This window comes from Variovorax sp. SG517, assembly GCF_013376045.1.
In the GTDB taxonomy this organism is placed as follows: domain Bacteria; phylum Pseudomonadota; class Gammaproteobacteria; order Burkholderiales; family Burkholderiaceae_C; genus Variovorax.
The window spans coordinates 394,904-419,184 of sequence record NZ_JABMJG010000001.1 but is presented as its reverse complement, the minus strand read 5'-3'; the positions used below and the strand labels follow the sequence as shown (position 1 = coordinate 419,184).

The following is a 24,281-nucleotide window of genomic DNA, read 5'->3' as shown; positions in this document are numbered from 1 at the left end:
GCGTGACTGGCGAAGAAAGTTACCGGTATCTTTTGATTTCGTCAATGGGTAAAACCTTCGCTGGCTTTGCAGGGGCGCATCGATTAAAGTTACCGGTATCAATTGACTCGGACCGCTGCCCCAGCAGGAGACACCCGCTTGACCGCTACCGCCGCCGCTTCCCCGCATGTGCTGATGATGGGCGCCTACCCCGAGTGGGACATGGCGCCGATGCGCGAGTCCTACACCCTGTACCGCCTGTGGGAGGCGCCCGACCGCCAGGCCTTCATTGCCGCGCACGCGCAGGAGATCCGCGCGATCGCCACGCGCGGCGAACTGGGCGCGAGCGCCGAACTCATTGCGGCGCTGCCCAGGCTGGAGCTGGTCGCCTGCTACGGCGTGGGCACCGACGCCATCGATCTCGCCGCCTGCCGCGCGCGGGGCATCCGCGTGACCAACACGCCCGACGTGCTCAACGGAGACGTGGCCGATCTCGCCGTGGGCCTCATGCTCGCGGCGCAGCGCCGCATTCCGGCGGGCGACGCCTTCGTGCGAAGCGGCGCGTGGGCCAATGCCGCCATGCCGCTGGCCACGCGCGTCTTCGGCCAGCGCGTCGGCATCGCGGGCTTCGGCCGCATCGGCAGCACCATCGCGCGGCGGCTCTCGGGCTTCGACGTCGAAGTGGGCTACTTCAGCCGCACGCCGAAGGCGGAGAGCCCGCACCGCCACTTCGCCAGCCTGGCCGCCATGGCCGACTGGTGCGACGTGCTCATCGTCATCCTGCCCGGCGGCGATGCCACGCGCGGCATCGTGAATGCCGAGGTGCTGCGCGCGCTGGGACCCAAGGGCTGGCTCGTGAACGTGTCGCGCGGCACCACGGTGGACGAAGGCGCGCTGCTGCAGGCACTGGAGACGCGCGCGATCGCCGGTGCGGCGCTCGACGTGTTCCTCAACGAGCCGGGCATCGACCCGCGCTTCGCCGCGCTCGACAACGTGGTGCTCACGCCGCACCATGGCAGCGGCACCGAACAGACGCGCCGCGCCATGGGCGAGCTGGTGCGCCGCAACCTGGAGGCCCACTTCGCGGGCCTGCCCCTGATCACCCCCGTCGCCTGACACCTGACAGAGAGAAGGAAAAGAACCATGCGCCTGCGTTGCATGTGCCTCGTGATCCACGCCCCCGACGACCTGCGCCTGGACGAACAGGATGCCGGCGAGATCGGCCCCGGCCAGGTGCTGGTGAAGGTCGGCATGGGCGGCATCTGCGGCTCCGACCTGCATTACTTCCACAACGGCGGCTTCGGCACCGTGCGCATCAAGGAACCGATGGTGCTGGGCCACGAGGTGGCCGGCACCGTGGTGGCGGTGGCGCCCGGCGTCGAGGGCGTGCGCATCGGCGACAAGGTGGCCGTCAACCCGAGCCGCCCCTGCGGCGCCTGCAAGTTCTGCCTGGAGGGCCTGCCTAACCAGTGCCTCGACATGCGCTTCTACGGCAGCGCGATGCGCACGCCGCACGTGCAGGGCGCGTTCCGCAACATGCTGCTGTGCGAGGCCACGCAATGCGTGAAGGTGGCCGATCACGTGCCGCTGCGGCTGGCCGCGCTGGCCGAGCCGTTCTCCGTGGGGCTGCACGGCGTGTCGCGCGCCGGGCCGCTGCTGGGCAAGCGCGTGCTGGTGTCGGGCTGCGGGCCCATCGGCGTGCTCGCCATCGCGGCGGCGCGCGCGCACGGCGCGGCCGAGGTCACGGCCACCGACGTGGTCGACGAGCCATTGGCCATCGCACGCGCCATGGGCGCCGACAACGCCATCAACGTCGCGCAGGACAAGGACTGGGTCTCGCGCTACTCGGCCGACAAGGGCACCTTCGACGTGATGCTCGAATGCTCCGGCAACGAGCGCGCTTTGCGCGACGGCCTGGAGGTGATGCGCCCGCGCGGCGTGGTCGTCCAGCTCGGCCTGGGCGGCGACGTGAGCATTCCGCAGAACATGGTGGTGGCGAAGGAGCTCAGCATCTGCGGCTCGTTCCGCTTCCATGCCGAGTTCGCGCTGGCGGTGAAGCTCATCAACGAAGGGCGCGTCGACCTTTCCCCGGTGGTGTCGCACACATTCCCGATGCTGCAGGCGCGCCAGGCCTTCGAGCTGGCGAGCGACAGGCGCAAGGCGATGAAGGTGCTGATCGACTTCGCGGGAGATGCGGCGCAGGCGGAAGCCGTCGCCGCCTGAGGATGGGGCTCAGCCCCGGTGCAACGGGGTGCCCGGCGCGTCGAGCTCGGCCTTCAGCACGTTGCCGTGCGTCGAATCGGTGACGAACAGCGTGGAGCGGTCCGGCCCGCCGAAGGCGATGTTGGTTGTCGAGGCTCCGACCGGGCCGCGCAGCACCACGACCGGTTCCGCGCGCGCATTGAGCACCCAGACGACGCCGAGGCCCGGGTTGGCGATCAGCAGACGCCCCAGCGCGTCGACCGCGAGGCCGTCGGGGCCGCTCGGGCCGTAGGAGGTGAAGAACTGGCCCACCTTGGCGACGCTGCCGTCCGCGAGCAGCGGCACGCGCCAGATGCAGTTGCCGCGCGTCACCGCGAGGTAGAGCACCTTGCCGTCGGGCGAGAGCGCCACGCCGTTGGGGCTGGGCACGTTCGACAGCAGCAGGTCGAGTTGTCCGTCGGGCCGCAGGCGATACAGGCGCCCCGACGGGTCATGCAGCCCGCTCTGGCCCTGGTCGGTGAAGTAGACGTTGCCCCGCGCGTCCAGCACCAGGTCGTTCACGCCCTTGAAGCTCTCGGTGTTGCGCCGCCGCAGGTGCGGCGCGACGCTGCCGGTGCGCACGTCCACGCGCATCAGGCCGTTCTGGTAGTCGGTGACGAGCAGCGTGTTCGCATCGATGAACTTCATGCCGTTCGGCTCGCCGTCGTATTCGGCAACCAGCGTCCATTCGCCCGAGGCGTCGATGCGGAAGATGCGGCCGAAGGGAATGTCCGAGACGTAGAGGTTGCCGGCGTCGTCGAACACCGGCCCTTCGAGGAATGAGTCGGTCGGCTGTCCGCCGCGGTTGGCATCGGCCCAGATGCTCGGCTCGCGGCGCCGGAAGCGGTCGGGCATGCTGGTGAAGGTCTGGAGTTCCAGCACCTGGGGCGCTTGCAGGAAGTACATGTGGGTCTCCTAGTCTGCGCGGATCAGGCGGCCGCGAATCCATAGAGTTTGGCCGGGTTGTCGACGAGGATGCGCCTGCGCACCGCCTCGTCGCCGCACCAGGCTGCGAGCACGTTGGCGAGCGCGGCGTCGTCCACCGTGCCCGGCGTCTCGGTCGTGTGCGGCCAGTCGCTGCCCCACACCAGCCGCTCGGGTGCCGCCTCTACCAGCGCCCTGCCCAGCGCGAAGGCATCGCGGTAGGCGGGCGCGCCGTCGCGCGAACGCATGTAGACGCCCGAGAGCTTCATCCATGTGTTGCCGCCGTCGAGCAGCCGCCGCGCCACGGTGAACGCCGCTGCATCGGCGCCTTCGGCCGGATCGATGCGCGCCATGTGGTCGATGACCAGCGGCACCGGCAGGGCGGCCAGCACCGGCTCGAGCTCCACCAGCTGCTCCGGGTGCACGAACACCTGGATGTGCCAGCCCAGCCGCGCCACCTTGCGCGCCAGCGTCGTCAGCATCCGCGGCGTGGTGACGCCCCAGGACTGCGGCGTCACGAAGTTCACGCGCAGGCCGCAGATTCGCTGCGCCGCGAGGCGGTCGAGTTCATCGTCGGCCACGTCCTCGGCGACGACCGCGACGCCGCGCGCCTGTTCGCCCAGCTGCGCGAGCGCATCGAGGGTGCAGGCGTTGTCGGTGCCGTAGGTCGACGGGTTGACGACCACCGTGCGCGAGGTGCCCAGCCTTTGCTGCAGCAGCCGATAGGCCGCCACTTCGGCGCGCGGCGGCTGGCGCTTCCAGTGCGGCGAGGCGGCAAAGCGCGCATCGAAGATGTGCATGTGGCTGTCGCACGCGTCCGCGGGCAGCGCGGGCGCGGGACGATCCAGGCCCACCGAGTGGGGAACCGGCTGCGCGATGGAGGTGGCGTTCATTCGTGCGATGTCTTCAGTCGAGCTTGATGTTGCCCTTGCGGATCACGTCCGCCCACTTCGCATCTTCCTTCTTCAGGAAGTCGGCGAACTCCGCAGGGGTGGAACCGACCGGCTGCACGCCGACGTCGACGAAGCGCTTCTTCACTTCTTCTTCCTTCAGCGCCTCGACGACCGCCTTGTGCAGCTTCTCTGAGATGGGCGCCGGCGTGCCGGTGGGCACGAACATGCCGTTCCATTCGTAGGCCTCGTAGCCGGGCACCACGGTCTCGGCGAGGGTCGGCACCTCGGGCAGTCGTGGCGAACGCTGCGGCGAAGACACCGCCAGCGCGCGCAGCTTGCCGGAGGACACGAGTGGATACGAGGCGGCGATGGTGCTGAACATGAAGTCCACCTGCCCGCCCATCACGTCGGTGATGGCGGGGCCGCCGCTCTTGTAGCCCACGTGCACCATGTCGAGCCCGAGCCGCTGGCGCAGCAGTTCGGCCGCGAGCCGCTGCACGGTGCCGCTGCCGCCCGATGCGAAGTTGATCTTTCCCGGCTCGGCCTTCGCCTTGTCGGTGAGGTCCTTGATGCTCTTCAGGGGCGATTCGGCGCGCACGATCACGATGTTGGGCGCCAGCGCCACGAGCGCGAGCGGCTGCAGCGCATTGGTGGCATAGGGCATGCGCGCGAAGAGATGCGGGTTGATCGAGTAGGGCGTGGCGTCGTAGAGCACGGTGTAGCCGTCGGGCGCGGCCTTGGCCGCGAAGCCCGCGCCGATGGTGCCGCTGGCGCCGGGCCGGTTGTCGACGATCACGCTGGTGCCCAGCTTCATGCCCACGCGCACGGCCAGCACGCGCGCGAGCGCATCCGCCGATCCGCCGGGCGCATAGGGCACGACCAGCGTGATGGGGCGCTCGGGATAGGCGGCATGGGCAGAAGTCGCTGCGGCCGCGATGAGGGTGCATGCGGCGAGCATGCGTCGGATGGCTTTCATGGTGTGTTCCTCTCGTATGCGTTCATTCGGTCTTGAGGTCGAGCGATCGGGCCAGATCGCCGTAGAGCTTGACCTCGCCCGCGAGCTGCGCACCGAATGCGTCGCCGCAGGTGTTGCGGGCCTCCATGCCGAGCGAGCGCAGCTTCTCTTGCGTGGCCGGCGCCTGGGAGAACTCGGTCGCCACGCGGCGCAGCGTGGCCAGCACTTCGGGCGGTGTCTTCGCCGGCGCGAGCAGGCCGTACCAGGCGTCGGCCGTGTAGCCCTTGACGCCGGACTCCTCGAAGGTCGGCACGCCGGGCAGCAGCGCCGAGCGCTTCGGCGCGGCCACCGCCAGCGCGGTCAGCTTGCCGCTTTGTACCTGCGCGAGCACCGAGCCCAGCGTGGCGAATGAGCTGTCGACCTGCCCGCCGATGAGATCGGTGACGGCCTGCGCCGCGCCCTTGTAGGGGATGTGGTTCATCGCCGTGCCCGTGAGCTGCGTGAACTGCGCGCTCGCGAAGTGGCCCGAGCTGCCCGATCCCGGCGTGGCATAGGTGCGCTTGCCCGGCTCGGCCTTCACGGCCTGCAGGAAGGCGCCGAAGGTCTTCACCGGCATCGACGGGCCCACCACCAGCACGGTGGGGCTCACGGCCAGCGAGCACACCGGCGCGAAGGAGCGCACCGCATCGAACTTGACGCGCTGGCTGTAGAGCGCCGGGATCATCGTGTGGTTCGTCGCGCCCAGCAGCAGCGTGTAGCCGTCCGCCGGCGCCGCGGCGACCGCCTCGGCCGCGAGGATCGTATTGGCGCCGGGCTTGTTGTCCACGACGAATGGCTGGCCCAGCGCACGCGATGCGTGGTCTGCGAAGGCGCGCGCCACCACGTCGGTGGGGCCGCCCGCCGAGAAACCGACGAGCACGCGCACCGGCCTGGCCGGCCAGGCCTGGGCATGCGCCTGCATGTGGACCGCCAGTGCGACCGGCAGGCCGAGCGCGAGCGTGAGCGCGGCCCGGCGGGCCTTCTTGCCGCTCTTCATTCTCTTGTCTCCTTGTTCTTGGTCGGGATGGCGGCGATGCCTTCAGCGGCTCGCCGCCGTCTGTCGCTCCAGCACCTGCAGCAGGTTCTTCGCGGCGCCCACGCCCATGTTGACGTAGGCGTCGCTGGTCACGCCGCCGATGTGGGGACTCAGCACGATGTTCTTCTCGCCCTGGAAGGGGTGGCCCGCGGTCATCGGCTCCACCGCGAAGCTGTCGAGCCCGACCATGAAGACCTGGCCCGAGCGCACGGCTGCCAGCAGCGCCTCTTCGTCGATCAGGCCGCCGCGCGCGGTGTTGACCACGATCACGCCGCGCTTGCAGCGCGCCAGCGTGTCCGCATTGATCAACCCCCGGTTCTCGTCGGTCAACGGGCAGTGCAGCGAAATGACGTCGGACTCGGCCCAGATGGTCGCGAGGTCCGCGGCCTGCACGTGGGCCGGCAGGTTCTTCGCGTACGGATCGAAGCCGAGCACGCGCATGCCCAGTGCGTCGACCATGCGCGCGAAGCGCAGCCCGATGGCGCCGAGCCCGATCAGGCCGATGGTGCGCCCGCCGAGTTCCAGGCTCTTGTGCGTCGCCTTGTCCCAGTGGCCCGCGTGCATGCGCGCATCCAGCGCCACCACCGACTTCGCGCAGGCCAGCAGCAGCGCGAGCGCCTGCTCGGCCACCGCCGCCGCGTTCGCGCCCACGGCCGCGACCACCTCGATGCCGCGCGCCTTAGCCGCCACCTTGTCGATGGTGTCGGTGCCGCTGCCGTGCTTGGAGATCACTTTCAGCGAAGGCGCTGCGTCCATGACGGCCGCGCCCACCTTGCCGTAGCGCACGATGATGGCCACCGGATCGTGCGCGCGGCACAGCGCGACGAGGTCGTCCTCGGTCGGCGTCCTGCCCGCGTAGACGAGCTCGTGGCCTTCGAGCAACTTCACCGCCTGCGGCGCCAGGTCGGCGCCCGTCACCAGAACGGCCGTCACAGCTTTTCGCCTTCCTTCAGGACGCCGGCCGCACGCAGTGCGGAATCGAGCCACTTGGCGGCGGTGTCGCCCTGCTTGATGGCGGCGATGCGCGCGGCTTCGTCCTTCACCTTCTTCGCGGCCAGCGGCAGCAGCGATTCGATCTTCTCGCGCTCCACCACCACCACGCCGTCGCCGTCGCCGATCACGAAGTCGCCCGCATGCACCGTCACGCCGCCGATCGACACCGGATGCCCGATGCGGCCGCCGATGCTCTTGGTGGGGCCGTTCGGATTGGTGCCTGCACAGAAGACGGGGAAGCTCATCTCGTCGATCTCCAGGCTGTCGCGGCAGGCGCCGTCCATCACCACGCCGGCGATGCCGAGCTGGCGGCAGGCGGTCATCATGATCGTGCCCATGAGCGCGGAGCTGAGGTCGCCCTTGCCGTCGATGACGAGCACGTCGCCGGGCTTCGCCATGGCGATGGCGGCGTGGATCATCAGGTTGTCGCCGGGGCGCACTTCCACGGTGATCGCGGTGCCCGCGAGCTTCATGCGCGGGCGCAGTGCCTTGATGCGGCCGTCCAGCGCGCCGCGGCGGCCGGCCACGTCGGCCAGGATGGCGGGCTGGAACTCGGCCGCCTGCGCCACGATGTTCGCGGGCACGCGTTCGAAGTCGCGGATGACGTCGGGGAGGGGAGATGACATGGGAAACCTCTTGGAGTGATGGTGATGGATGGGAGGAAATGAAGGGGCCCAGGCTCATTCGGGCCTGATGCCCGCGTCCTTGATGACCTTGGCCCACTTGGCCAGGTCCGCTTTCTGGGTGTCGGCGAGCTGCTGCGGCGTGCTGCCCACGAGGGTGACGCCGAGCTTGTCGGCCATGGCGGCGATCTCCGGGTCCTTCAGGTGGCGCACCACTTCGGCGTTGAGCTTCTGGACCACGGCGGCGGGCGTGCCTGCCGGCGCGTAGAGCGCCTGCCACTGCTCGACCACGAAATCCTTGAAGCCGGCCTCGCCCATGGTGGGCACATCCGGCAGCGCCTTCAGCCGCGCGGCCGAGGTGACGGCCAGCGCCTTCAGCTGGCCGCCCTGGATGTGCGGAAGCGCCGCGGCCACCGGCGCGAACATGAAGTTGGCGTGGCCGGCCAGCACGTCCTGGATGGCCGGTGTGTCGCCCTTGTAGGGCACGTGCGTCATGCGCGTGCCCGTCTGCAGCCGCAGCAGCTCGCCTTGCATCTGCAGGATGGTGCCGTTGCCGCCCGAGGCGAACGACAGCTGCTCGGGCTTCGCCTTCGCCTGCGCGACGAGTTCTGCGACGGTGCGCAGCGGCTGCGCGGCACCGACCACCAGCACGTGGGGAATGGTCCCGATCAGCGTCACCGGTGCGAAGGCTGCCACCGGGTCGTACTGCATCTTCTGCAGCAGGCTGGGCACGATGGCCTGCGGGCCGATCGAGGTGCCCAGCAGCGTGTAGCCGTCGGGTGCCGACCGCGCGACGAAGGCCGAGCCGATGGTGCCGGTGGCGCCGGCCTTGTTGTCGACGATCACCGTCGTGCCCAGCGATGCGCCCAGCCGCTGCGCAATGGCGCGGCCGAGGATGTCGGTGGTGCCGCCTGGCGGGTAGGGCACCACCCAGGTGATGGGCCTGCCGGTCGGCCACTGGCCCTGAGCGAGTGCGGGCATCGACGCCGCGGCGAGCGCGGCCAGGCCCAATGCGCCGAAGCGGCGCCTGTGCATGCGGATCATGTTGTCTCCGTGGAAGCGTTGTTCTGTCTGTCGAAGCCGTAGAGCGCGGCCGGGTTGTCGACCAGCACGCGGCGCAAGGCGGCTGCCGTTTCGGTCCAGCCGGCCAGCAGGGCCATCTGCTGCGCGTCGTCCGGCATGGCCTGGTGGCCGGCGCTTGCGCTGGCGTGCGGCCAGTCGCTGCCCCACAGCACGCGCTGCGGCGCACCCTGCAGGAAGCTCCTTGCCAGCGGTGTCACGTCCGTGAAATGCGGCGGGCCTTCCTCGCTCACGATGTAGCTGCCCGAGAGCTTGATCCACGCGCGGCCCGACGCGAGCAGGCGCACGACCAGCGCATGCGCCGCGTGCCTGCCGGCCATCGACGGTGCGAGCCGTGCGAAGTGGTCGAACACGATGGGCACGGGCAGGTCTTCCAGCACGTCGGCGAGCTGCGCCAGCAGATCCGCCGGCGCGAGCAGCTGCAGGTGCCAGCCCAGCGGCGCGATGCGCCTTGCCAGCGGTGCGATCTGCTCGGCGGTGTTCGTGACGCCGAGCGAGAGGTTGAGCCGGATGCCGCGCACGCCGCAGTCGTGCAGCGAGCGCAGTTCCTCGTCGCCGGTGTTCTCGTCGATGACCGCCACGCCGCGCGCCCGTGCGCCGAAGGCGGCGAGCGCATCGCGCAGGGGGCGGTTGTCGGTGCCGTAGGTGGAGGGCGTCACGAACACCACGCGCTCGGTGCCGGTGCGCCGCTGCAGTTGGCGGTAGTCGTGCGCGGTGGCGTCCGGCGGCGTCAGCTTCGCGCCCGGTGTTGGCGGGTAGCGCGAGTCGTACAGGTGCACATGGCAGTCGCAGGCGCCGGGCGGCACCTCGACCGGTGCGCGTCCCTGCCCGGCCGAGAAGGGCGCAATGGAGCCGGACATGCCGAGTCAGTCGAGCCGGATGCCCGATGCCTTCACGATCGCGCCCCAGCGCACGCCGTCGGTGCGGATCAGCGAGGCGAACTTCTCCGGCGGCCCGGACAGCACTTCCGCGCCCTGTGCCGCGAGTTTTTTCTGCACGTCGGGCGTCGCGAGGGCCTTGTTGAAGGCGGCGTTGAGCTTCGCGATCGCGTCCTTCGGCATGGCCGCGGGGCCCGCCACGCCGAACCAGGTGACGGCCTCGAAGTCCTTGTAGCCGGCCTCGACCATGGTGGGCACGTCGGGCAGGTCGCTGTTGCGCTGCAGCGAGGTCACGGCCAGCGCGCGCAGCTGTCCGCTCTTGATCTGCGCGATCAGCGTCGGCACCGACGACACGTAGAGCTGGATCTGCCCGCCGACCAGGTCGGTCAGGCCCTGCGATGCGCCCTTGTAGGGCACGTGCGTGAGCTGGATGCCGGCGACCTTCTGGAACTGCTCGGTCGCGAGATGGGCCACGGTGCCGTTGCCCGAGCTCGCGTAGTTGAGCGCCGTGGGCTTGGCCTTCGCGGCGGCGACCACATCGGCGAGCTTCTTGTAGGGTGAGGCGGAAGACACGACCACCACCAGCGGCGCCGATGCGACCAGGCCGACTGCCGCCAGGTCCTTCACCGGGTCGTAGGGCAGCTTGGTGTAGAGCGACGGGTTGATCGCGAGGTTGCTGGTCTGGCCTAGCACCAGCGTGTAGCCGTCGGGGCTGGCCTTGGCCGCCGCGTCCACGCCGATGTTGCCGCCCGAGCCGGGCTTGTTGTCGATGACGATGGTCCAGCCTTCGGAGGTCGCGACCTTGTTCGCCACTTCGCGGGCGATGATGTCCGTGCCGCCGCCCGGCGGGAACGGCACGATGAGCTTGATGGGGCGCGCCGGATAGGCCTGCGCCGCAGCAATGCCCGAGGCAAGAAGAAGGGCGAGGCCGAGGGCCGCGCGGCGGGGAATGGAGCCGAGGCTCGAGGTGCGCATGGATCTGTCTCCGAATCGTTCGTTGAGTGCCTGCAGCCCGTGCTGCGAGGCGTGAAGCGACTTTAGGCAGGCGTTCCATTCCATACAATGGTGGTCCACTGAACGGACCATGGACCACTGCGTGAAACAAAGTTCGAAGACCGGATCCACGCGGAAGGAAGTGATCGAGGTGCCCCGCGAGGCCGACGCGGAGGCCTCGGGCGGGGTCACCGCCGTTACCCGTGCGCTGCAGTTGCTCGATGCCTTCGGCATGCAGGACGAGCACCTCTCGCTCGCAGAACTGACGCGGCGCAGCCAGATGCACAAGACGACCGCACTGCGCCTGCTGCGCACGCTGGCGCTCGCCGGCTACGTCGTGCAGCGCGACGACGGCGGCTGGCGGCTCGGCCCCGCGGCGGGTTGGCTAGGCGCGCGCTACCAGGCCAGCTTCGACGCCAACGGCGTGGTGGAGCCGATGCTGCTAGCCCTTTCGAAGGCAACGGGCGAAAGCGCCGCCTTCTACGTTCGCGAAGGAAACTCCAGGACCTGCCTGGCGCGCGTGGAAGGGCCGCAGCCCATCCGGCACCACGCGCGCATGGGCGCGATGCTCCCGTTGGACCTGGGCTCACCGGGGCGCGTGATCCTCGCGTTCTCGGGCGAGCCTGGAAAGCTCTACGAGGACATCCGCAAGAAGGGCTACCACTACTCCATCGGCGAGCGCGAGAAGAACGTGGCGACGGTGTCCGCGCCGGTCTTCGGGCTGCGATGGGCGCTGCTGGGTTCGGTATGCATCTCGGGTCCCTCGGACCGGTTGCCCAAGGCGAAGCTGGTCGGACATGCGAAGACGATCATGAAGGCGGCGAACGAACTCTCCTATGCTCTCGCGGGAAGGCCAACGGCGCAGACGCCTGCGGTGGTGTCGACCTGGCATCCCTGAGCCAGAACCCGGTTCGGAGCCGAGAACCGGACGGTGCGAATCAGGTTTAGGGAGGCACTTTTAGTGTGTGGAACTGAAGCGTTCAGTCACTGGTCGTGCAGAATTCCGCTCGCGGCAACGGATCGAAGAGTTAGGGCCCGCCACGCTTCATGTCGAAGCGCTGACTCAATAAAAAGGGGAGTGAGTAATGGAGCAGAGAGGAAATTCGGGCGCGACCGTGAGGTCGCGGCCGTATGGGCGAGTGCAGGCGCTGGGCCTGCAGTTGACGGCCATGTCGATGGCTACCGCGGACTCGGGCGGGATACAGCGTCCCGGTCAGCGCATCGGCTGAGAAGGACCGTCCGCCATGAACCTGATCTTCCGCATGCTGTGGGTGTGGTGGCTCTCGCGACGCCGCGAGCGCCTGCCGGTCGGTGTTGCCGAAAGCCGGCTGCGGCTGATGACGTTGCCGACCGACCTGGACATCAACCTGCACATGAACAACGGCCGCTACATGACGATCGCGGACCTCTCGCGCCTTGACCTGTTCATCCGGACGGGACTGGTCGGCGTGATGCGCAAGGAGCGCTGGGCGCCGATCATCACCGAGCACACCATGGTCTACAAGAAGTCGCTCAAGCTTTTCCAGCGTTACGAGGCTGTCATGCAGTTGACCCACTGGGACGAGCGCCACTTCCATATGTCGCATCAGTTTCTCGTGGATGAGCGTGTCGTCGCCGAAGGCACGTCCAAGGGGGTGATCCTCGGGCGCGAGGGCGTGGTGGCGCCTGAGGCCGTACTTGCGCGTTTGCGGCAGGAGCGCTGATCTGCGAGCGTCGCTCCTGCGGCAGCGGCGAGCCGGCTTTCAAGCTGCAGTCGCGGGCTTGATCCGGCGCTGCCGCACCGCGCTCGTCTTCGCTGCGACGTAGCGAGGGGCGGGCACCGGACGCGCACGTGCGGACCGTTGCGCCTCGTATGTGCAGCGATCAGCGGCGCGATGTCTGGGATGCCTGCGCTTGGACTGGGAGCTCCGTCCGGCGCGTCGGCGGCCAGCAGTTCTCCGCTACGCCCACGCAGTTGGACTGCAGGCAGCTCTTCGCCGGACGTGCGCTCGATCATCCGGATCGGAACGGTCTCGGGCGACCGCAGCCAGCGGTCCTCTTGTCCCAGCTAGGAACTCTCGCGCTGCTCGATATGGAACGGAATCAGCACCGTCTCCGCGGGCGGCCGATGCCCCTCGCGCGTGCCGTCGATCACGCGCAGCAGCAGTTCTCCCGCCGCCTTGCCGATGCCCACGCAATCCACCGCCACGGTGGTGATGCGCGGATGGCAGGCGCGCGCGACCTCGAAGTCGCCGAAGCCGGCGATGGCGATGCGCCCGGGCACTTCCCAGCCGCGGCGCTGGCATTCCATCAGTGCGCCGAAGGCCGAGAGGTCGGACACGCAGATCACGGCGTCCACGTCGGGCCACTGGCGGATCAGCTGGGCCACGGCCTCGCCGCCCTGCGCCATCGAGATCGGCGGCTGGCCGAAGCTGATGACGCGGCCGTCGGGCAGGCCCAGTTCGCGGATCGCGTTCGCGTAGCCGCGCTGGCGGTCGGCGCCGCGCGTGTCGCGGTTGGAGGTGCCGCCGATGAAGGCGATGCGCCGGTAGCCCTTGGCGTGCAGGTGGCGCACCATCGAGGCGGCGGCCTCGGCGTTCGAGAAGCCCACGGTGTGCTCGATGGGCGTGGCCGGCAGGTCCCAGGTCTCGACCACCGGCACGCCCGCCGCCTGCAGCATGGCGCGCGCGGCCGGCGTGTGCGAGCCGCCGGTGAGGATCACGCCCTCGGGCCGGCGCGCGAGCATGGCGCGCAGCAGGCGCTCCTCGGTCTCCACGCGGTAGTCGGTGTAGCCCAGCAGCACCTGCAGCCCGCGCGCTTCGACGGCGGCGGTGATGCCCTGTGCGGTTTCGGAGAAGTTGGAGTTGTTCAGCGAGGGGATCAGCACCGCGACGAAGCCCGATCGCTTGCTGGAGAAGGTGCGCGCCGTCTGGTCGATGACGTAGCCCATCTCCTCGCAGGCCTGCAGGATGCGCTGGCGCAGCGCCTCGGAGGTCACGCGGTCGCTGCTCGCGTTGCGGTTGAGCGCGCGCGACACCGTCATCTTCGACACGCCGACGCGCGCGGCCACGTCGGCCATCGTCGCGGGGCGGGTGAGGGCTGGAGCGGGGGCAGGGGCTTTGGACGGGGGCAAGGGGCTTCTTTCTTTCTCTCTCGGAAGGCGGGGAAGGCGGGAAAGGGCGGATTCGAGGATATGCGACAAGGAGCGGGCGACGTGCGATACCGATAACCATATAAGTACCGAAATCTTCGAGCGAAGAATACCGCTAATGGCCTTGAAAGCAGAATGAAATGGTGGCCTGGACGCATACGGGAAAAGCCTAAGTTACCGGTATCTTTTTGCTGCCACACTGCGAGCCCGAGTTCAGGGAAACCAGCGCCGTGGCCATGACCATCGAAGTCTTCGACTCCCGTTTCGCTCCCGTCGCCCAAGGGGCCGGTGCGCTCGAACGCCTGTGCACCGGCGCCGTCTGGAGCGAAGGGCCGGTGTGGATGCGCGAGGACGGCTCGGTGCTGTGGAGCGACATTCCCAACAACCGCATGCTGCGCTGGCACGCCGAAGACGGCATGAGCGTGTGGCGCGAGGGCGTGGAGTTCACCAACGGCCACGCGCGCGAGGCCGACGGGGCGCTGCTGCATTGCTCGCACGGGCTGCGCGCCATCGTGCGCACGCGCTTCGCGGGGTCCGGCGAAGGCCTGCGGCCGCTGCCCGACGAAGTGGTGGTCGACCGCTACCAGGGTCGCCGGCTCAATTCGCCCAACGACATCGTCGTGAAGCGCGACGGCAGCATCTGGTTCACCGATCCGCCCTACGGCATCGTCTCCGACCGCGAGGGGCACAAGGCGTGCAGCGAACTGGACCGCAACCACGTGTTCCGCTTCGACCCGGCAAGCGGCGCGCTGCGCTCGGTGAGCGACTTCGTGGAGGAACCCAACGGCCTGGCGTTCTCGCCCGACGAGCGCGTCCTGTACGTGAGCGACACCTCGGCCGCGCTGCGCACCGACGGCTCGGGGAACCACCACATCGTCGCGTTCGACGTGATCGGCGGGCAGGACCTCGCGAACCCGCGCGTGTTCGCGGTGGTGAACCCGGGGCTTTCCGACGGATTCCGCGTCGACGTGCACGGCTTCGTCTACACCAGCAGCGCCGACAGCGTGCAGGTCTACCACCCCGACGGCACGCGCCTGGCGCGCATCGCGGTGCCGGAGAAGGTGGGCAATCTCACCTTCGGCGGCGCCGACGGCAACGAGCTCTTCGTGTGCGCGTCGACCTCGCTCTACCGCATCCGGCTGAACACGAGCGGGGCGGTGCGCGCATGAGCACGCCGCTGCTGCAGTTCAAGGCCGTGAGCAAGCGCTTCGGCGGCACGCAGGCGGTCGACAAGGTCACGCTGGACGTGCGTGCCGGAGAAATCCTCGCGCTGCTGGGCGAGAACGGCGCGGGCAAGTCCACGCTCATCAAGCTGCTCGCGGGCATCCACGCGGTGGACGACGGAGAGATTCTTTTCGACGGCCGGCCGCAGTCCGAGTGGCGGCGCGGCGACCGGCGCGAGCAGCCGGTGGCCTTCATCCACCAGGACCTGGGCCTCGTCGAGTGGATGACCGTCGCCGAGAACGTGGGCCTGGGCACCGGCTACCCGCGCCGCTTCGGCCTCATCGACTGGAAGGCGGCGAACGACACGGCGCGCCGCGTGATGGCGCGCGTGGGCTGTGACATCGACCCCGGCCGCCGCGTGTTCTCGCTCACGCGCGCCGAGAAATCGCTGCTCGCCATCGGCCGCGCGCTCGAAGTGAAGGCGCGGCTGCTGGTGCTCGACGAGCCCTCGGCCAGCCTGCCGATGAGCGACGTGGAGCGCATGTTCGGCGTGCTGCGCGAGCTGCGCCGCCAGGGCATGGCGATGATGTACGTGTCGCACCGGCTCGACGAGGTGATGGCCATTTCGGACCGCGCGGCCGTGATGCGCGACGGCAGGCTGGTAGCGGTGAAGACCACGGCGCAGACCAGCGAGGGCGAGCTGGTGGGGCTGATCGTGGGCAAGGCGCTCTCGGCCGCGGTGCAGAAGGCCAAGATGCCTGTGCGCAGCGAGCCCGTGCTGCAACTCGAAGGTGCGGCCAGCGGCAACGCCGGCCCACTGAGCCTGGCCGTGCACCGCGGCGAGGTGCTGGGGCTCGTGGGCCTGCGCGGCGCGGGGCACGAGGCCATCAGCCGCGCGATCTTCGGTCGCGAGCCGCTGTCGGCCGGGCGCATGCAGCTGCTGGGCAAGGCCTGCGCCTTCGGCTGCCCGGCCGATGCGATTCGCGCGGGCGTGGCCTACGTGGCCGGCGAACGGCTCGAAGAGAACCTGGCCGGCTCGATGAGCGTGCTGGAGAACCTCTTTCCCAATTCGACGCTGCACGGCGACCGTGGCCTGGCCTTCGACCGGCCGCGCCGCGAGAACGAGGGTGCGCTCGCGCTCATCCGCCGCTTCGACATCAACCCGCCCGCGCCCTCGGCCGAGGTGCAGCAGCTCTCGGGCGGCAACCAGCAGAAGGTGGTGCTGGCGCGCTGGTTCCATCTCGACAAGCCGCTGGTGGTGCTCGAGGAGCCGACCGCGGGCGTGGACGTGGGCGCCAAGCGGCAGATCTACGGCGTGCTGCGCGAGCGCGCCGAGGCCGGCACGGCGCTGGTCGTCGTCTCCACCGACTTCGAGGAGATCGCGACCGTGTGCACCCGCGTGCTCGTCTTTCGCGACGGGCTGATCGCGGCCGAGCTCACGGGCGATGCGATCACCGTCGAAAGACTCCTGGCATTGGCAGCAGGCGCGGCGACGCGCGAGGAACATCCCGTATGAGCAGCTCGATCAAGTCCACGGCGCTGGAGCCCGACAAGTCCTTGGACGGCGAGGCCGTCTCCCTCGCGCAGAGCCTGGGCCGCGCGATGCCTGTCTACGGCCTCGTCGTGCTCACGGTGGCGCTCGCGCTGCTGTTCTCGGTGCTGCTGCCCGAGACCTTTCCGACGCTCTTCAACCTGCGCGCGATCCTGGCCGACAAGTCGGTGATCGCGCTGCTGGCGCTGGCCGCGACCATCCCGATGATCACCGGCAAGATCGACCTCACCGTGGGCTACGGCATAGTGCTGTGGCACATCCTCGCGATCAGCCTGCAGACCCAACTGGGCCTGCCGTGGCCGGCGGCGGTGCTGGTGGTGCTGCTGTGCGCGGCGCTGTTCGGCGTGCTCAACGGGCTGCTGGTCGAGCTGGCGCAGATCGACTCCTTCATCGCCACGCTGGGCACGGGCACGGTGATCTACGCCGTGGCCATGTGGCACAGCGGCGGTCGGCAGGTGGTGGGCGAGCTGCCCGATGGCTTCGTGGGCATCGCGGGCGGCAGCCTGCTGGGGCTGCCGGTGGGCGCGTTCTACGTGCTCGCGGTGAGCCTCACGCTGTGGGTGGTGACCGAGTTCACCCCGCTGGGCCGCGCGCTGTACGTGATCGGCGCGAACCCGAAGGCGGCGCAGCTCAACGGCATCTCGGTGCGCAGGCACGTGATGGGCGCCTTCGTCGCTTCGGGGCTGCTGTCGGGCTTCGCGGGCGTGCTGCTGGCTTCGCGGCTGCAGATCGGACAGGCGAGCGTGGGGCTCGAATTCCTGCTGCCGGCGCTGGTGGGCGCGTTCCTCGGCTCCACCACCATCCGGCCCGGCCGCGTGAACGTGTGGGGCACGCTGGTGGGCGTGGCGATCCTCGCCATCGGCATCTCGGGCATCCAGCAGTTCGGCGGCGCCTTCTACGTGGAGCCGCTCTTCAATGGCCTGACGCTGCTGGTGTCCATCGGCATCGCGGGCTGGGCTCAGCAGCGGCGCAACCGCTCGATCAAGCGGCGCATCGCCGAGCGGCAGCTCGATCACGCGCAACCGGTTCCCTCAACGCCGTCGGAATGACGGCTCACTACGACGACTGGAGACAAGCATGAAGAAGAGTGTTCCCGCGCGCACCGTCGCCGCCGCGGTGCTGGCGCTGTGCACAGCCGCGCTGGCGCCGAAGGCCATGGCCGACGACTTTCTGGATGCCGCGAAGAAGAAGGTCGAGGTCGCGACCATGACCAAGGAGAAGTGGGACGGCCCCACCGCCGGCCCGAAGGCGGCGGCCGGCAAGACCATCGTCTTCGTCGCGGGCGACATGAAGAACGGCGGCATCGTCGGCGTCAGCAAAGGCGTGGAAGAAGCCGGCCGAGCCATCGGCTGGACGGTGCGCGTGATCGACGGGCAGGGCACGGTCAGCGGGCGCACGGCCGCCCTCAACCAGGCGCTGGCCGTGAAGCCCGCGGGCATCGTGGTCGGCGGCTTCGACACCACCGAGCAGAAGGCCGCGTTCGCGGGCGCGGCCAAGTCGGGCGTTCCGCTGGTCGGCTGGCACTCGGGCGAGCAGCCCGGCCCGAACGACAAGGCGGGCCTCTTCGCCAACGTGACCACGGTGACCGACGACGTGGCCGACGTCGCCGCCTCGTGGGTGGTGGCCGATTCAGGCGGCAAGGCCGGCGTGGTGATCTTCACCGACTCGCAGTACGCCATTGCGCTCTACAAGGCGCGGGCGATGGAGGCCGTCATCAAGAAGTGCGGCGGCTGTACCGTGCTGAGCTTCGAGGACAGCCCCATCGCCGAGAGCTCCACCCGCATGCCGCAGCTCACCACCGCGCTGCTGCAGCGCTTCGGCGACAAGTGGACGCACTCGCTGGCCATCAACGACCTGTATTTCGACTTCATGGGCCCCTCGCTCACGGCCGCCGGCAAGAAAGGCGACGGCGCGCCCAAGGCGGTGTCGGCCGGCGACGGCTCGGAGGCGGCCTACCAGCGCATCCGCACGCAGCGCTTCCAGGCCGGCACCGTGCCCGAGCCGCTGAACATGCAGGGCTGGCAGATCGTCGACGAACTCAACCGCGCATTCGCCCAGCAGAAGTGGTCGGGCTATGTGCCCAAGGTGCACCTGGTGACCGTGGGCAACGTCGGCAAGGACGGCGGGCCGAGGAACGTGTTCGACCCCGACAACGGCTACCGCAACCAGTACAAGGCGATCTGGGGCAAGTAGGCGGCAGCGCGCCGGAAGGCCAGGAGGCCTTCAGCGGATCTCCTGGTGCATGAAGGTGGCGTTGTCGATGACGTTGTGCTTTTCCAGCCCCTTCTTGTCGAACAGCTTGATGTCCGTGCTCGCGGGCGTGTATTCGAGGATGCCGAAGTTCTCGCGCTCGCCCGTGAGGTAGTACTTGGTGACGAAGGCGCCCGATGAGACCACCTCGAACATCTTCGTTTCGCCGGCCGGCGGCAGGAAGGCGTTCTCGTGGATGTCGCCGGTCAGGAAGATCGACTTGCGCCCCTGGATGATCGCGCGGAACTTCGCGTAGTCGTCGCGGTAGCGCAGCCAGCCGTTGCCGGTCGCGCGGATGGGCATGCCGGCGCAGATCAGCACGTAGCCCTGTTCGCCGGCGAGTTCCTGCTTCAGGTAGTCGAGCTGCTTCTGCCCGAGCAGCGGACTGGCGTCGCCGGGGGCGGCGCTGTACCAGCGGGTGTCGAGGAAGATGGCCTTGCCGATGCGCTGCTGCTGGTGCATCAGCGGGATCGAGTAGTAGATGCCGTCCACGGCCGGGTCGAGGTGCGCGGGGTTGTCCAGTTGCCCGATCTGCATGTACTTGGTGAAGAGCCGGCGTGTCTGCTGCTTCACTGCTGCGCCGACGTCAGAGCCGCGCGCGTTGTTCCAGGCGAAGTCGTGGTCGTCCCAGGTGCCGTACACGCCGCCGCCGTTGTCCTGCTTCTGGCGCAGCGCGTCGCGCAGGGCCTTGAAGTTCGCAACGGCCCACTGCGCTTCGTACTTGCCCTGCATCACGTCGGCGAACTTGGCGGCGGTCCATCCTGCCGGCTCGCCCAGGTTCGGAAAGTAGTCCATGTAGATCTGGTCGCCCAGAAGGAACAGGTAGTCGGGCTGCTCCTGCGCGATGCGGTTCCAGACGCGCTGGTAGCCCTGCGCGCCAGGTTTGAAGTTCATGCACGACGTGAAGGCGATCTTCATGGGGGGCTCCTCGTTCCGCCGGTCTCGGTGCCGGGGTGAGGCGGATCATAGGCAGCCGCCGCGCGCCGTGCCTCCGCAGAATATGGGATGGCGCCGCGCGCTCAGGCGCGCTCTTCGTTCAGCCGGCGCGCAGGCCGCGAGTTCCCGCTCAGAGCCAGTTGCCGCTCTGCGGCATCTGCACCTTCTCGGCAGGGTCGCCGCCGGTGACGAGCGAGCCGATGACGATGCTCAGCAGCGAGATGAAGATGCTCGCGAACAGCGCGGTCCAGAAGCCCGACACCCTGAAGCCCTTCACCAGCGCGGCCACCAGCAGGATCATCAGCGCGTTGATGACCAGCAGGAAGAGCCCGAAGGTCACCAGCGTCAGCGGCAGCGTGAGCACGATCAGCAGGGGCTTGACGATGGCGTTGGCCAGGCCCAGCAGCAGCGCCGAGACGATCAGCGCGCCGGTGCTGTCGAACTTCAGTCCGCGAAAGAGATGGCTTGCGACCCACAGCGAGATGCCGGTGATGGCCCAGTGGACGAGGAAGGGAGTCAGGTTGTTCAGCATGGATTCGGTGGAGTGTGGCAGCAGACGCAGAGCTTGTTGCCATCGGGATCGCGGAAGTAGGCCCCATAGTAGTCGGCGTGGTAGTGCGGCCTGAGGCCGGGCGGGCCCTCGCAGGTGCCGCCTTGCGCCAGCGCGGTGGCGTGGGCGCGGTCCACCATGGCGCGGTCGGCGGCCATCAGCGCCACCATCTGGCCGTTGCCGGGCGAGGCCGCCTGATCGTCGTACGGGGTACCCACCAGGAAGAGCGGGCGAGGCGCGTCGGGGCTTTGCCAGCCGGCCCAGGGCTTGCCGTCGTCCCGGAACCTCAGCTTCAGGCCCAGTTCGCCCATGAGCGCCGAATAGAAGGAGAACGCGCGCTCGAAGTCGTTCGCACCGATGTAGACGTGGGACAACATGCGCGTTAATTCTTCCTGGTTAAGGACTCGATTGTTGACCTGATTCTCGATTGTTACCCCAAGAAACAATGGCGGACTGCCCGTTAAGATCGCCGGCTTATGGCCAATGCGTCGATCGCCAGCATGACCCCCGCCCCGGCTTCGGCCGATGAAGCCGAATCGTGGGTACGCGGCGAGCTCATCCGCAGCCTGATGCGCTCGGCGAAGGGCTCCTATCTCGTTTCCGCCGCGCTGATGCCGGCCATGGTCGGCCTGAACTGGGCCTATGTGCCCCGCTGGGAACTGCTCATCTGGCTCCTGGCCGGCCTGATCGCCACAGCCTGCCGGGCCTGGGGCGCGCGGGTCTACGCCCTGCGCTACGCGGGACGCAGCGCCGCGGCGCAGCAGCAGTTCACCGAGCGCTACGGCTTCGTCTGGAGCACCAGCGCGGTGGTGTGGGGGCTTTCGGTGCTGCTGTTCTTCGAGCGCACGCCGCAGGTCAACCAGTTCATGAGCTGGCTCATCGTGGCCGGCGTGGGCACCTTCCCGCTCAACGGGCTGGCGCTGCATCCGCCGCTGCTCAAGCGCTACGTCAACACGCTGTTCATCACGATGCTGGGGGCGGTGCTGATACGGCTGGTGTCCATCACGATGCATCACCCGCAGTTCCAGTACGGCTACCTGATGCCCATATTGCCGATCCTTCACTGGTTCCTGCTGCTGCGGGCCGGGCGGCACATCCACGAGACGGCGCGCAACAGCCTGGAGCTGCTGTTCCACAACCACATCCTGATCAAGTCGCTGACCCAGCAGCGGCAGGCGGCGGTGTCGGCCGTGGCCATGAAGAACCGCTTCCTGGCCAGCGCTGCGCACGACATGCGCCAGCCGGTGCTGGCGCTTTCGTTGTACGCCGACTGGCTGCGCAACGAGCCCGAACTGGTGCTCGAGCTCGCGCCGAAGATCGTGCGCGCCACCCACGCGGTGAATGCGCTGTTCGACTCCATGTTCGACCTGGCGCGCATCGATTCGGGCCAGGTGCGCCTGCACGTCGAGCGGGTCGACGTGCCCGAGCTTCTGCACGACCTGGAACTGCAGTACCGCCCCGTGGCCGAGAGCCGCGGCCTGGATTTCCGCGTGCACATGTGCGAGGGCTCGTTCCTGACCGACCCGATCCGCGTGCGCCGCATGATCGGCAACCTGCTGGCCAACGCGATCAAGTACACGACCGAAGGCGGCGTGCTGCTCGCCGCCCGCCAGACCCGCGACGGCCTGCGCGTGGAGGTGTGGGACACCGGCATCGGCATCGCGCCCGAGCACCTGCGCGACGTGTTCCTGGAGTTCTACAAGGTCGCCGACCATGCCGGCACCTCCGACGGCTTCGGCCTGGGCCTCGCCATCGTCGCGCGCCTGTCGCACGTGCTGGGTCACCCGGTCAGCGTGCGTTCCCGCCTGGGCAGCGGCAGCGTGTTCCGCGTGGCGCTGCACGACGCCGACGAGGCCGTGGCGCAAGCGCGTGTGACAGCCTCCGGCGGCTAAGCACGCACCAGCCCCATTCCCATGAAAAAACCGCGCCAAGACGCGGTTTTTTATATCGGGAACACCGAGGATCCGGCTTTGCCGGTCCTCAGGTGTTGCCCCCTGCAAGGGGGTTGGCGCAGCGACACGAAGTGCGCGAAGCCTGGGGGTCAGCCGGACAACAAGCCGTTGGTGCGCGCGTAGTGCAGCGCCTGGGTGCGGCTCTTCACGCCCAGCCTGCGGAACAGCCGCCACAGGTGAACCTTCACCGTGTGCTCGCTGATCTCCAGGTCGGTGGCGATGTCGCGGTTGCTCATGCCCTTGTCGAGCATGGCGATCAGCTGCGTCTGGCGCTTGGAGAGCTTGCCGCTGTTGGCGGCGGGCATCTCGTCGGCTTCGTCTTCCGAGCCGGCCATCAGCAGGCCGCGCAGGGCCGCCGCCAGTTCGTTGGAGCTGGCCGACTTCTCGATGTAGGTGTCGGCCCCCGCCTCGATGCAGGCGTCTTCCATGTCGGCGGACGGCGCCGCCGAGTACACGGCGATCGGCACGTTCGGATAGACCTGCTTGACCGCGATCACGCCCGAGACGCCGTTGGTGTCCGGCAGCTTCAGGTCCAGGCAGAAGAGCGTGGGCGCGCCACGCTGCTGCACGGAGCTTGCGAGCTTGTCGAGGCGTTCGAGCTCGACGATGTTCTCGGCCGGGCGCAAGCGCCGCAAGACCATCACGATCGCGTCGCGCATCAGGGGGTGGTCGTCGATGACATAAATGCTCATGTTTTCTTCCTTTGTGATCGCACCGTCTTCTCTCGTCATGCTCACCGGCCGATAAGCCGATGGGCGTTGCCGGATCAACTCCCGCTGGTTGTGCCGGGTGTCGTTTCCGTCAGTGCCTCCAGCGCCTCTTCGACGGCGCGTATTTTTTCTGTACCGATGGGTTCCAGCTGGCCGGCCAGCGCGGCCATTGCTTCGCCGCGTTGTGCCTGCAGGATTGCGATGGTACGGCCCGCTTCCTGCGGCGACGCGAATCCACGGCTTTGCAGCAGGGTTTCGCCGCGCGCATCCAACAGCTTGAAATAGAAAAGCCCGTCCGCCTTCTCGCGGTACTGCTTGAAACTTGGCCTGGCGACCTTGGCCGCCTTGGCTTGGCCCTTGTCCTTGCCGGCCGCGAGGTTGCGCAGGCCGACCGCGTGGCGCAGGCTGGCCATGAAAGGCTTCGACAGGGCCTGCGCCTTCCCGGCACCGGCGAGCAGGATGCGCTCGATCTGCGCGGGGTCGTTCATGAGCGCTTCGTAGCGCTCGCGCAGCGGCGCCACTTCGAGGTCGATGCGCTCGAACAGCATCTGCTTGGCATCGCCCCAGCCGATGCCGTCGGCGTACGCCTTGCGCAGCGACTCGGTTTCCTCGGCGCTGGCGAAGGCCTGGTAGATCTGGAAGAGCGCCGAGCCTTCGGTGTCCTTGGGCTCGCCGGGCGCGCGCGAGTCGGTCACGATGCTGGAGATCTGCTTTTGCAGCTGTGCGCGCGGCGCGAACAGCGGGATCGTGTTGCCGTAGCTCTTGCTCATCTTGCGGCCGTCGAGGCCGGGCAGGGTGGCCACGGCGTCGTCGATCTCGGCCTCGGGCAGCGTGAAGTGATCGCCGTAGAGATGGTTGAAGCGCTGCGCCATGTCGCGCGCCATCTCGATGTGCTGCACCTGGTCGCGGCCCACTGGAACCTTGTGGGCGTTGAACATCAGGATGTCGGCGCCCATGAGCACCGGGTACATGAAGAGGCCGGCGGTCACGTCGGCGTCGGGGTCCTCGCCCTTGGCCACGTTCTTGTCGAGCTGCGCCTTGTAGGCATGCGCGCGGTTGAGCACGCCCTTGCCGGTGACGCAGGTGAGAAACCAGGTCAGCTCGGGGATCTCGACGATGTCCGACTGGCGGTAGAAGGTGACCTTCTCGGGATCGAGCCCGCAGGCCAGCCAGCTGGCGGCGATCTCGAGGGTGGAGCGCTGGATCAGCGCCGGCTCCTGCACCTTGATGAGCGCGTGGTAGTCGGCGAGGAAGAAGAAGCTCTGCACACCGGGCGCGACGCTTTGCCGCACCGAGTGGCGGATCGAGCCGACATAGTTGCCGAGGTGCGGCGTGCCCGACGGCGTGATGCCGGTCAGGACGCGCAGGGGAGCTTGGGAAGACGAAGCCATGGAACGACGAAA

Annotated in this window: 24 protein-coding genes; 9 read left to right on the top strand and 15 right to left on the bottom strand. The window is 68.7% G+C overall.

Going from position 1 to position 24,281, the window contains the following annotated elements:
• The first annotated feature begins 138 nt into the window (after positions 1-138).
• Entirely contained in the window at positions 139-1,095 is a 957-nt protein-coding gene (locus FHT32_RS01815; RefSeq protein ID WP_218088048.1) for a 2-hydroxyacid dehydrogenase, read from the top strand.
• A 27-nt stretch (positions 1,096-1,122) separates the two neighbouring features.
• Positions 1,123-2,202 (top strand): L-idonate 5-dehydrogenase, encoded by a 1,080-nt coding sequence (locus tag FHT32_RS01810; protein WP_176662947.1) that lies wholly within the window; start codon positions 1,123-1,125, stop codon positions 2,200-2,202.
• A gap of 9 nt (positions 2,203-2,211) precedes the next feature.
• Here FHT32_RS01810 and FHT32_RS01805 read toward each other — a convergent pair whose 3' ends face one another.
• Genes FHT32_RS01805 through FHT32_RS01765 form a run of 9 tightly spaced genes read right to left on the bottom strand, consistent with a single transcriptional unit; the run spans position 2,212 to position 10,616 of the window.
• Positions 2,212-3,126: an SMP-30/gluconolactonase/LRE family protein gene (locus FHT32_RS01805; RefSeq protein WP_176662946.1), complete on the bottom strand. Its 915-nt coding sequence runs from the start codon at positions 3,124-3,126 to the stop codon at positions 2,212-2,214.
• Between the two features lie 23 nt (positions 3,127-3,149).
• Positions 3,150-4,037 carry an amidohydrolase gene (locus FHT32_RS01800; RefSeq protein ID WP_176662945.1) on the bottom strand — a complete coding sequence of 296 codons (888 nt, stop codon included), beginning with the start codon at positions 4,035-4,037 and terminating at the stop codon, positions 3,150-3,152.
• Between the two features lie 13 nt (positions 4,038-4,050).
• Entirely contained in the window at positions 4,051-5,013 is a 963-nt protein-coding gene (locus FHT32_RS01795) for a tripartite tricarboxylate transporter substrate binding protein (RefSeq protein WP_176662944.1), read from the bottom strand.
• 22 nt (positions 5,014-5,035) lie between these two features.
• A complete protein-coding gene (locus tag FHT32_RS01790) occupies positions 5,036-6,028 on the bottom strand; it encodes a tripartite tricarboxylate transporter substrate binding protein (RefSeq protein ID WP_176662943.1) in 993 nt (330 codons plus the stop codon).
• A gap of 42 nt (positions 6,029-6,070) precedes the next feature.
• Positions 6,071-7,000, bottom strand: coding sequence for an NAD(P)-dependent oxidoreductase (locus tag FHT32_RS01785; RefSeq protein ID WP_176662942.1), 930 nt, complete (start codon positions 6,998-7,000; stop codon positions 6,071-6,073).
• The gene (locus tag FHT32_RS01780) at positions 6,997-7,686 is read right to left on the bottom strand and encodes an RraA family protein (RefSeq protein ID WP_176662941.1); all 690 of its coding nucleotides are present in this window, start codon (positions 7,684-7,686) and stop codon (positions 6,997-6,999) included. Before FHT32_RS01780 ends, FHT32_RS01785 begins: the two co-directional genes overlap by 4 nt.
• 54 nt (positions 7,687-7,740) lie before the next feature.
• On the bottom strand, positions 7,741-8,727 hold the full coding sequence (locus FHT32_RS01775; protein WP_176662940.1) for a tripartite tricarboxylate transporter substrate binding protein: 987 nt from the start codon (positions 8,725-8,727) through the stop codon (positions 7,741-7,743).
• A complete protein-coding gene (locus FHT32_RS01770; RefSeq protein ID WP_176662939.1) occupies positions 8,724-9,623 on the bottom strand; it encodes an amidohydrolase in 900 nt (299 codons plus the stop codon). Before FHT32_RS01770 ends, FHT32_RS01775 begins: the two co-directional genes overlap by 4 nt.
• Before the next feature lie 6 nt (positions 9,624-9,629).
• Positions 9,630-10,616 carry a tripartite tricarboxylate transporter substrate binding protein gene (locus tag FHT32_RS01765; protein WP_176662938.1) on the bottom strand — a complete coding sequence of 329 codons (987 nt, stop codon included), beginning with the start codon at positions 10,614-10,616 and terminating at the stop codon, positions 9,630-9,632.
• 163 nt (positions 10,617-10,779) lie between these two features.
• On the opposite strand from FHT32_RS01765, the gene FHT32_RS01760 reads away from it, so the two are divergent.
• Both FHT32_RS01760 and FHT32_RS01755 read left to right on the top strand, forming a co-directional pair.
• On the top strand, positions 10,780-11,532 hold the full coding sequence (locus FHT32_RS01760) for an IclR family transcriptional regulator (protein WP_176663580.1): 753 nt from the start codon (positions 10,780-10,782) through the stop codon (positions 11,530-11,532).
• 346 nt (positions 11,533-11,878) lie between these two features.
• Positions 11,879-12,337 carry a thioesterase family protein gene (locus FHT32_RS01755; RefSeq protein ID WP_176662937.1) on the top strand — a complete coding sequence of 153 codons (459 nt, stop codon included), beginning with the start codon at positions 11,879-11,881 and terminating at the stop codon, positions 12,335-12,337.
• 344 nt (positions 12,338-12,681) lie between these two features.
• On the opposite strand, the gene FHT32_RS01750 is transcribed toward FHT32_RS01755, so the two are convergent.
• Positions 12,682-13,692 (bottom strand): LacI family DNA-binding transcriptional regulator, encoded by a 1,011-nt coding sequence (locus FHT32_RS01750; protein ID WP_176663579.1) that lies wholly within the window; start codon positions 13,690-13,692, stop codon positions 12,682-12,684.
• Between the two features lie 308 nt (positions 13,693-14,000).
• Between FHT32_RS01750 and FHT32_RS01745 the strand changes: the two genes are divergently transcribed.
• From FHT32_RS01745 to FHT32_RS01730, 4 genes are read left to right on the top strand one after another with little or no spacing between them, the layout of a single operon-like run.
• Positions 14,001-14,933 (top strand): SMP-30/gluconolactonase/LRE family protein, encoded by a 933-nt coding sequence (locus FHT32_RS01745; RefSeq protein ID WP_176662936.1) that lies wholly within the window; start codon positions 14,001-14,003, stop codon positions 14,931-14,933.
• Positions 14,930-16,444, top strand: a complete 1,515-nt coding sequence (locus FHT32_RS01740) for a sugar ABC transporter ATP-binding protein (protein ID WP_176662935.1) — start codon at positions 14,930-14,932, stop codon at positions 16,442-16,444. The genes FHT32_RS01745 and FHT32_RS01740 overlap by 4 nt, the downstream gene beginning before the upstream one ends.
• Positions 16,441-17,529 (top strand): ABC transporter permease, encoded by a 1,089-nt coding sequence (locus FHT32_RS01735; protein WP_126023351.1) that lies wholly within the window; start codon positions 16,441-16,443, stop codon positions 17,527-17,529. The genes FHT32_RS01740 and FHT32_RS01735 overlap by 4 nt, the downstream gene beginning before the upstream one ends.
• Before the next feature lie 28 nt (positions 17,530-17,557).
• Positions 17,558-18,673, top strand: a complete 1,116-nt coding sequence (locus tag FHT32_RS01730) for a substrate-binding domain-containing protein (RefSeq protein ID WP_176662934.1) — start codon at positions 17,558-17,560, stop codon at positions 18,671-18,673.
• A 30-nt stretch (positions 18,674-18,703) separates the two neighbouring features.
• On the opposite strand, the gene FHT32_RS01725 is transcribed toward FHT32_RS01730, so the two are convergent.
• The 3 genes from FHT32_RS01725 to FHT32_RS01715 all read right to left on the bottom strand — a co-directional run bounded on the left by FHT32_RS01725 (position 18,704) and on the right by FHT32_RS01715 (position 20,593).
• Positions 18,704-19,648, bottom strand: coding sequence for an alkaline phosphatase D family protein (locus FHT32_RS01725; protein ID WP_176662933.1), 945 nt, complete (start codon positions 19,646-19,648; stop codon positions 18,704-18,706).
• Between the two features lie 148 nt (positions 19,649-19,796).
• A complete protein-coding gene (locus tag FHT32_RS01720; RefSeq protein ID WP_176662932.1) occupies positions 19,797-20,198 on the bottom strand; it encodes a phage holin family protein in 402 nt (133 codons plus the stop codon).
• The gene (locus FHT32_RS01715) at positions 20,192-20,593 is read right to left on the bottom strand and encodes a VOC family protein (RefSeq protein WP_176662931.1); all 402 of its coding nucleotides are present in this window, start codon (positions 20,591-20,593) and stop codon (positions 20,192-20,194) included. Before FHT32_RS01715 ends, FHT32_RS01720 begins: the two co-directional genes overlap by 7 nt.
• A 123-nt stretch (positions 20,594-20,716) precedes the next feature.
• Here FHT32_RS01715 and FHT32_RS01710 point away from each other — a divergent pair, with 123 nt between their 5' ends.
• Entirely contained in the window at positions 20,717-22,108 is a 1,392-nt protein-coding gene (locus FHT32_RS01710) for a HAMP domain-containing sensor histidine kinase (protein WP_256098840.1), read from the top strand.
• 149 nt (positions 22,109-22,257) lie between these two features.
• Here the strand turns inward: FHT32_RS01710 and FHT32_RS01705 are convergent, their stop codons facing one another.
• Positions 22,258-22,860, bottom strand: coding sequence for a response regulator transcription factor (locus FHT32_RS01705; protein ID WP_093058637.1), 603 nt, complete (start codon positions 22,858-22,860; stop codon positions 22,258-22,260).
• Positions 22,861-22,934: 74 nt separating this feature from the next.
• On the bottom strand, positions 22,935-24,269 hold the full coding sequence (locus FHT32_RS01700) for a tryptophan--tRNA ligase (protein ID WP_176662929.1): 1,335 nt from the start codon (positions 24,267-24,269) through the stop codon (positions 22,935-22,937).
• Positions 24,270-24,281 lie beyond the last annotated feature (12 nt).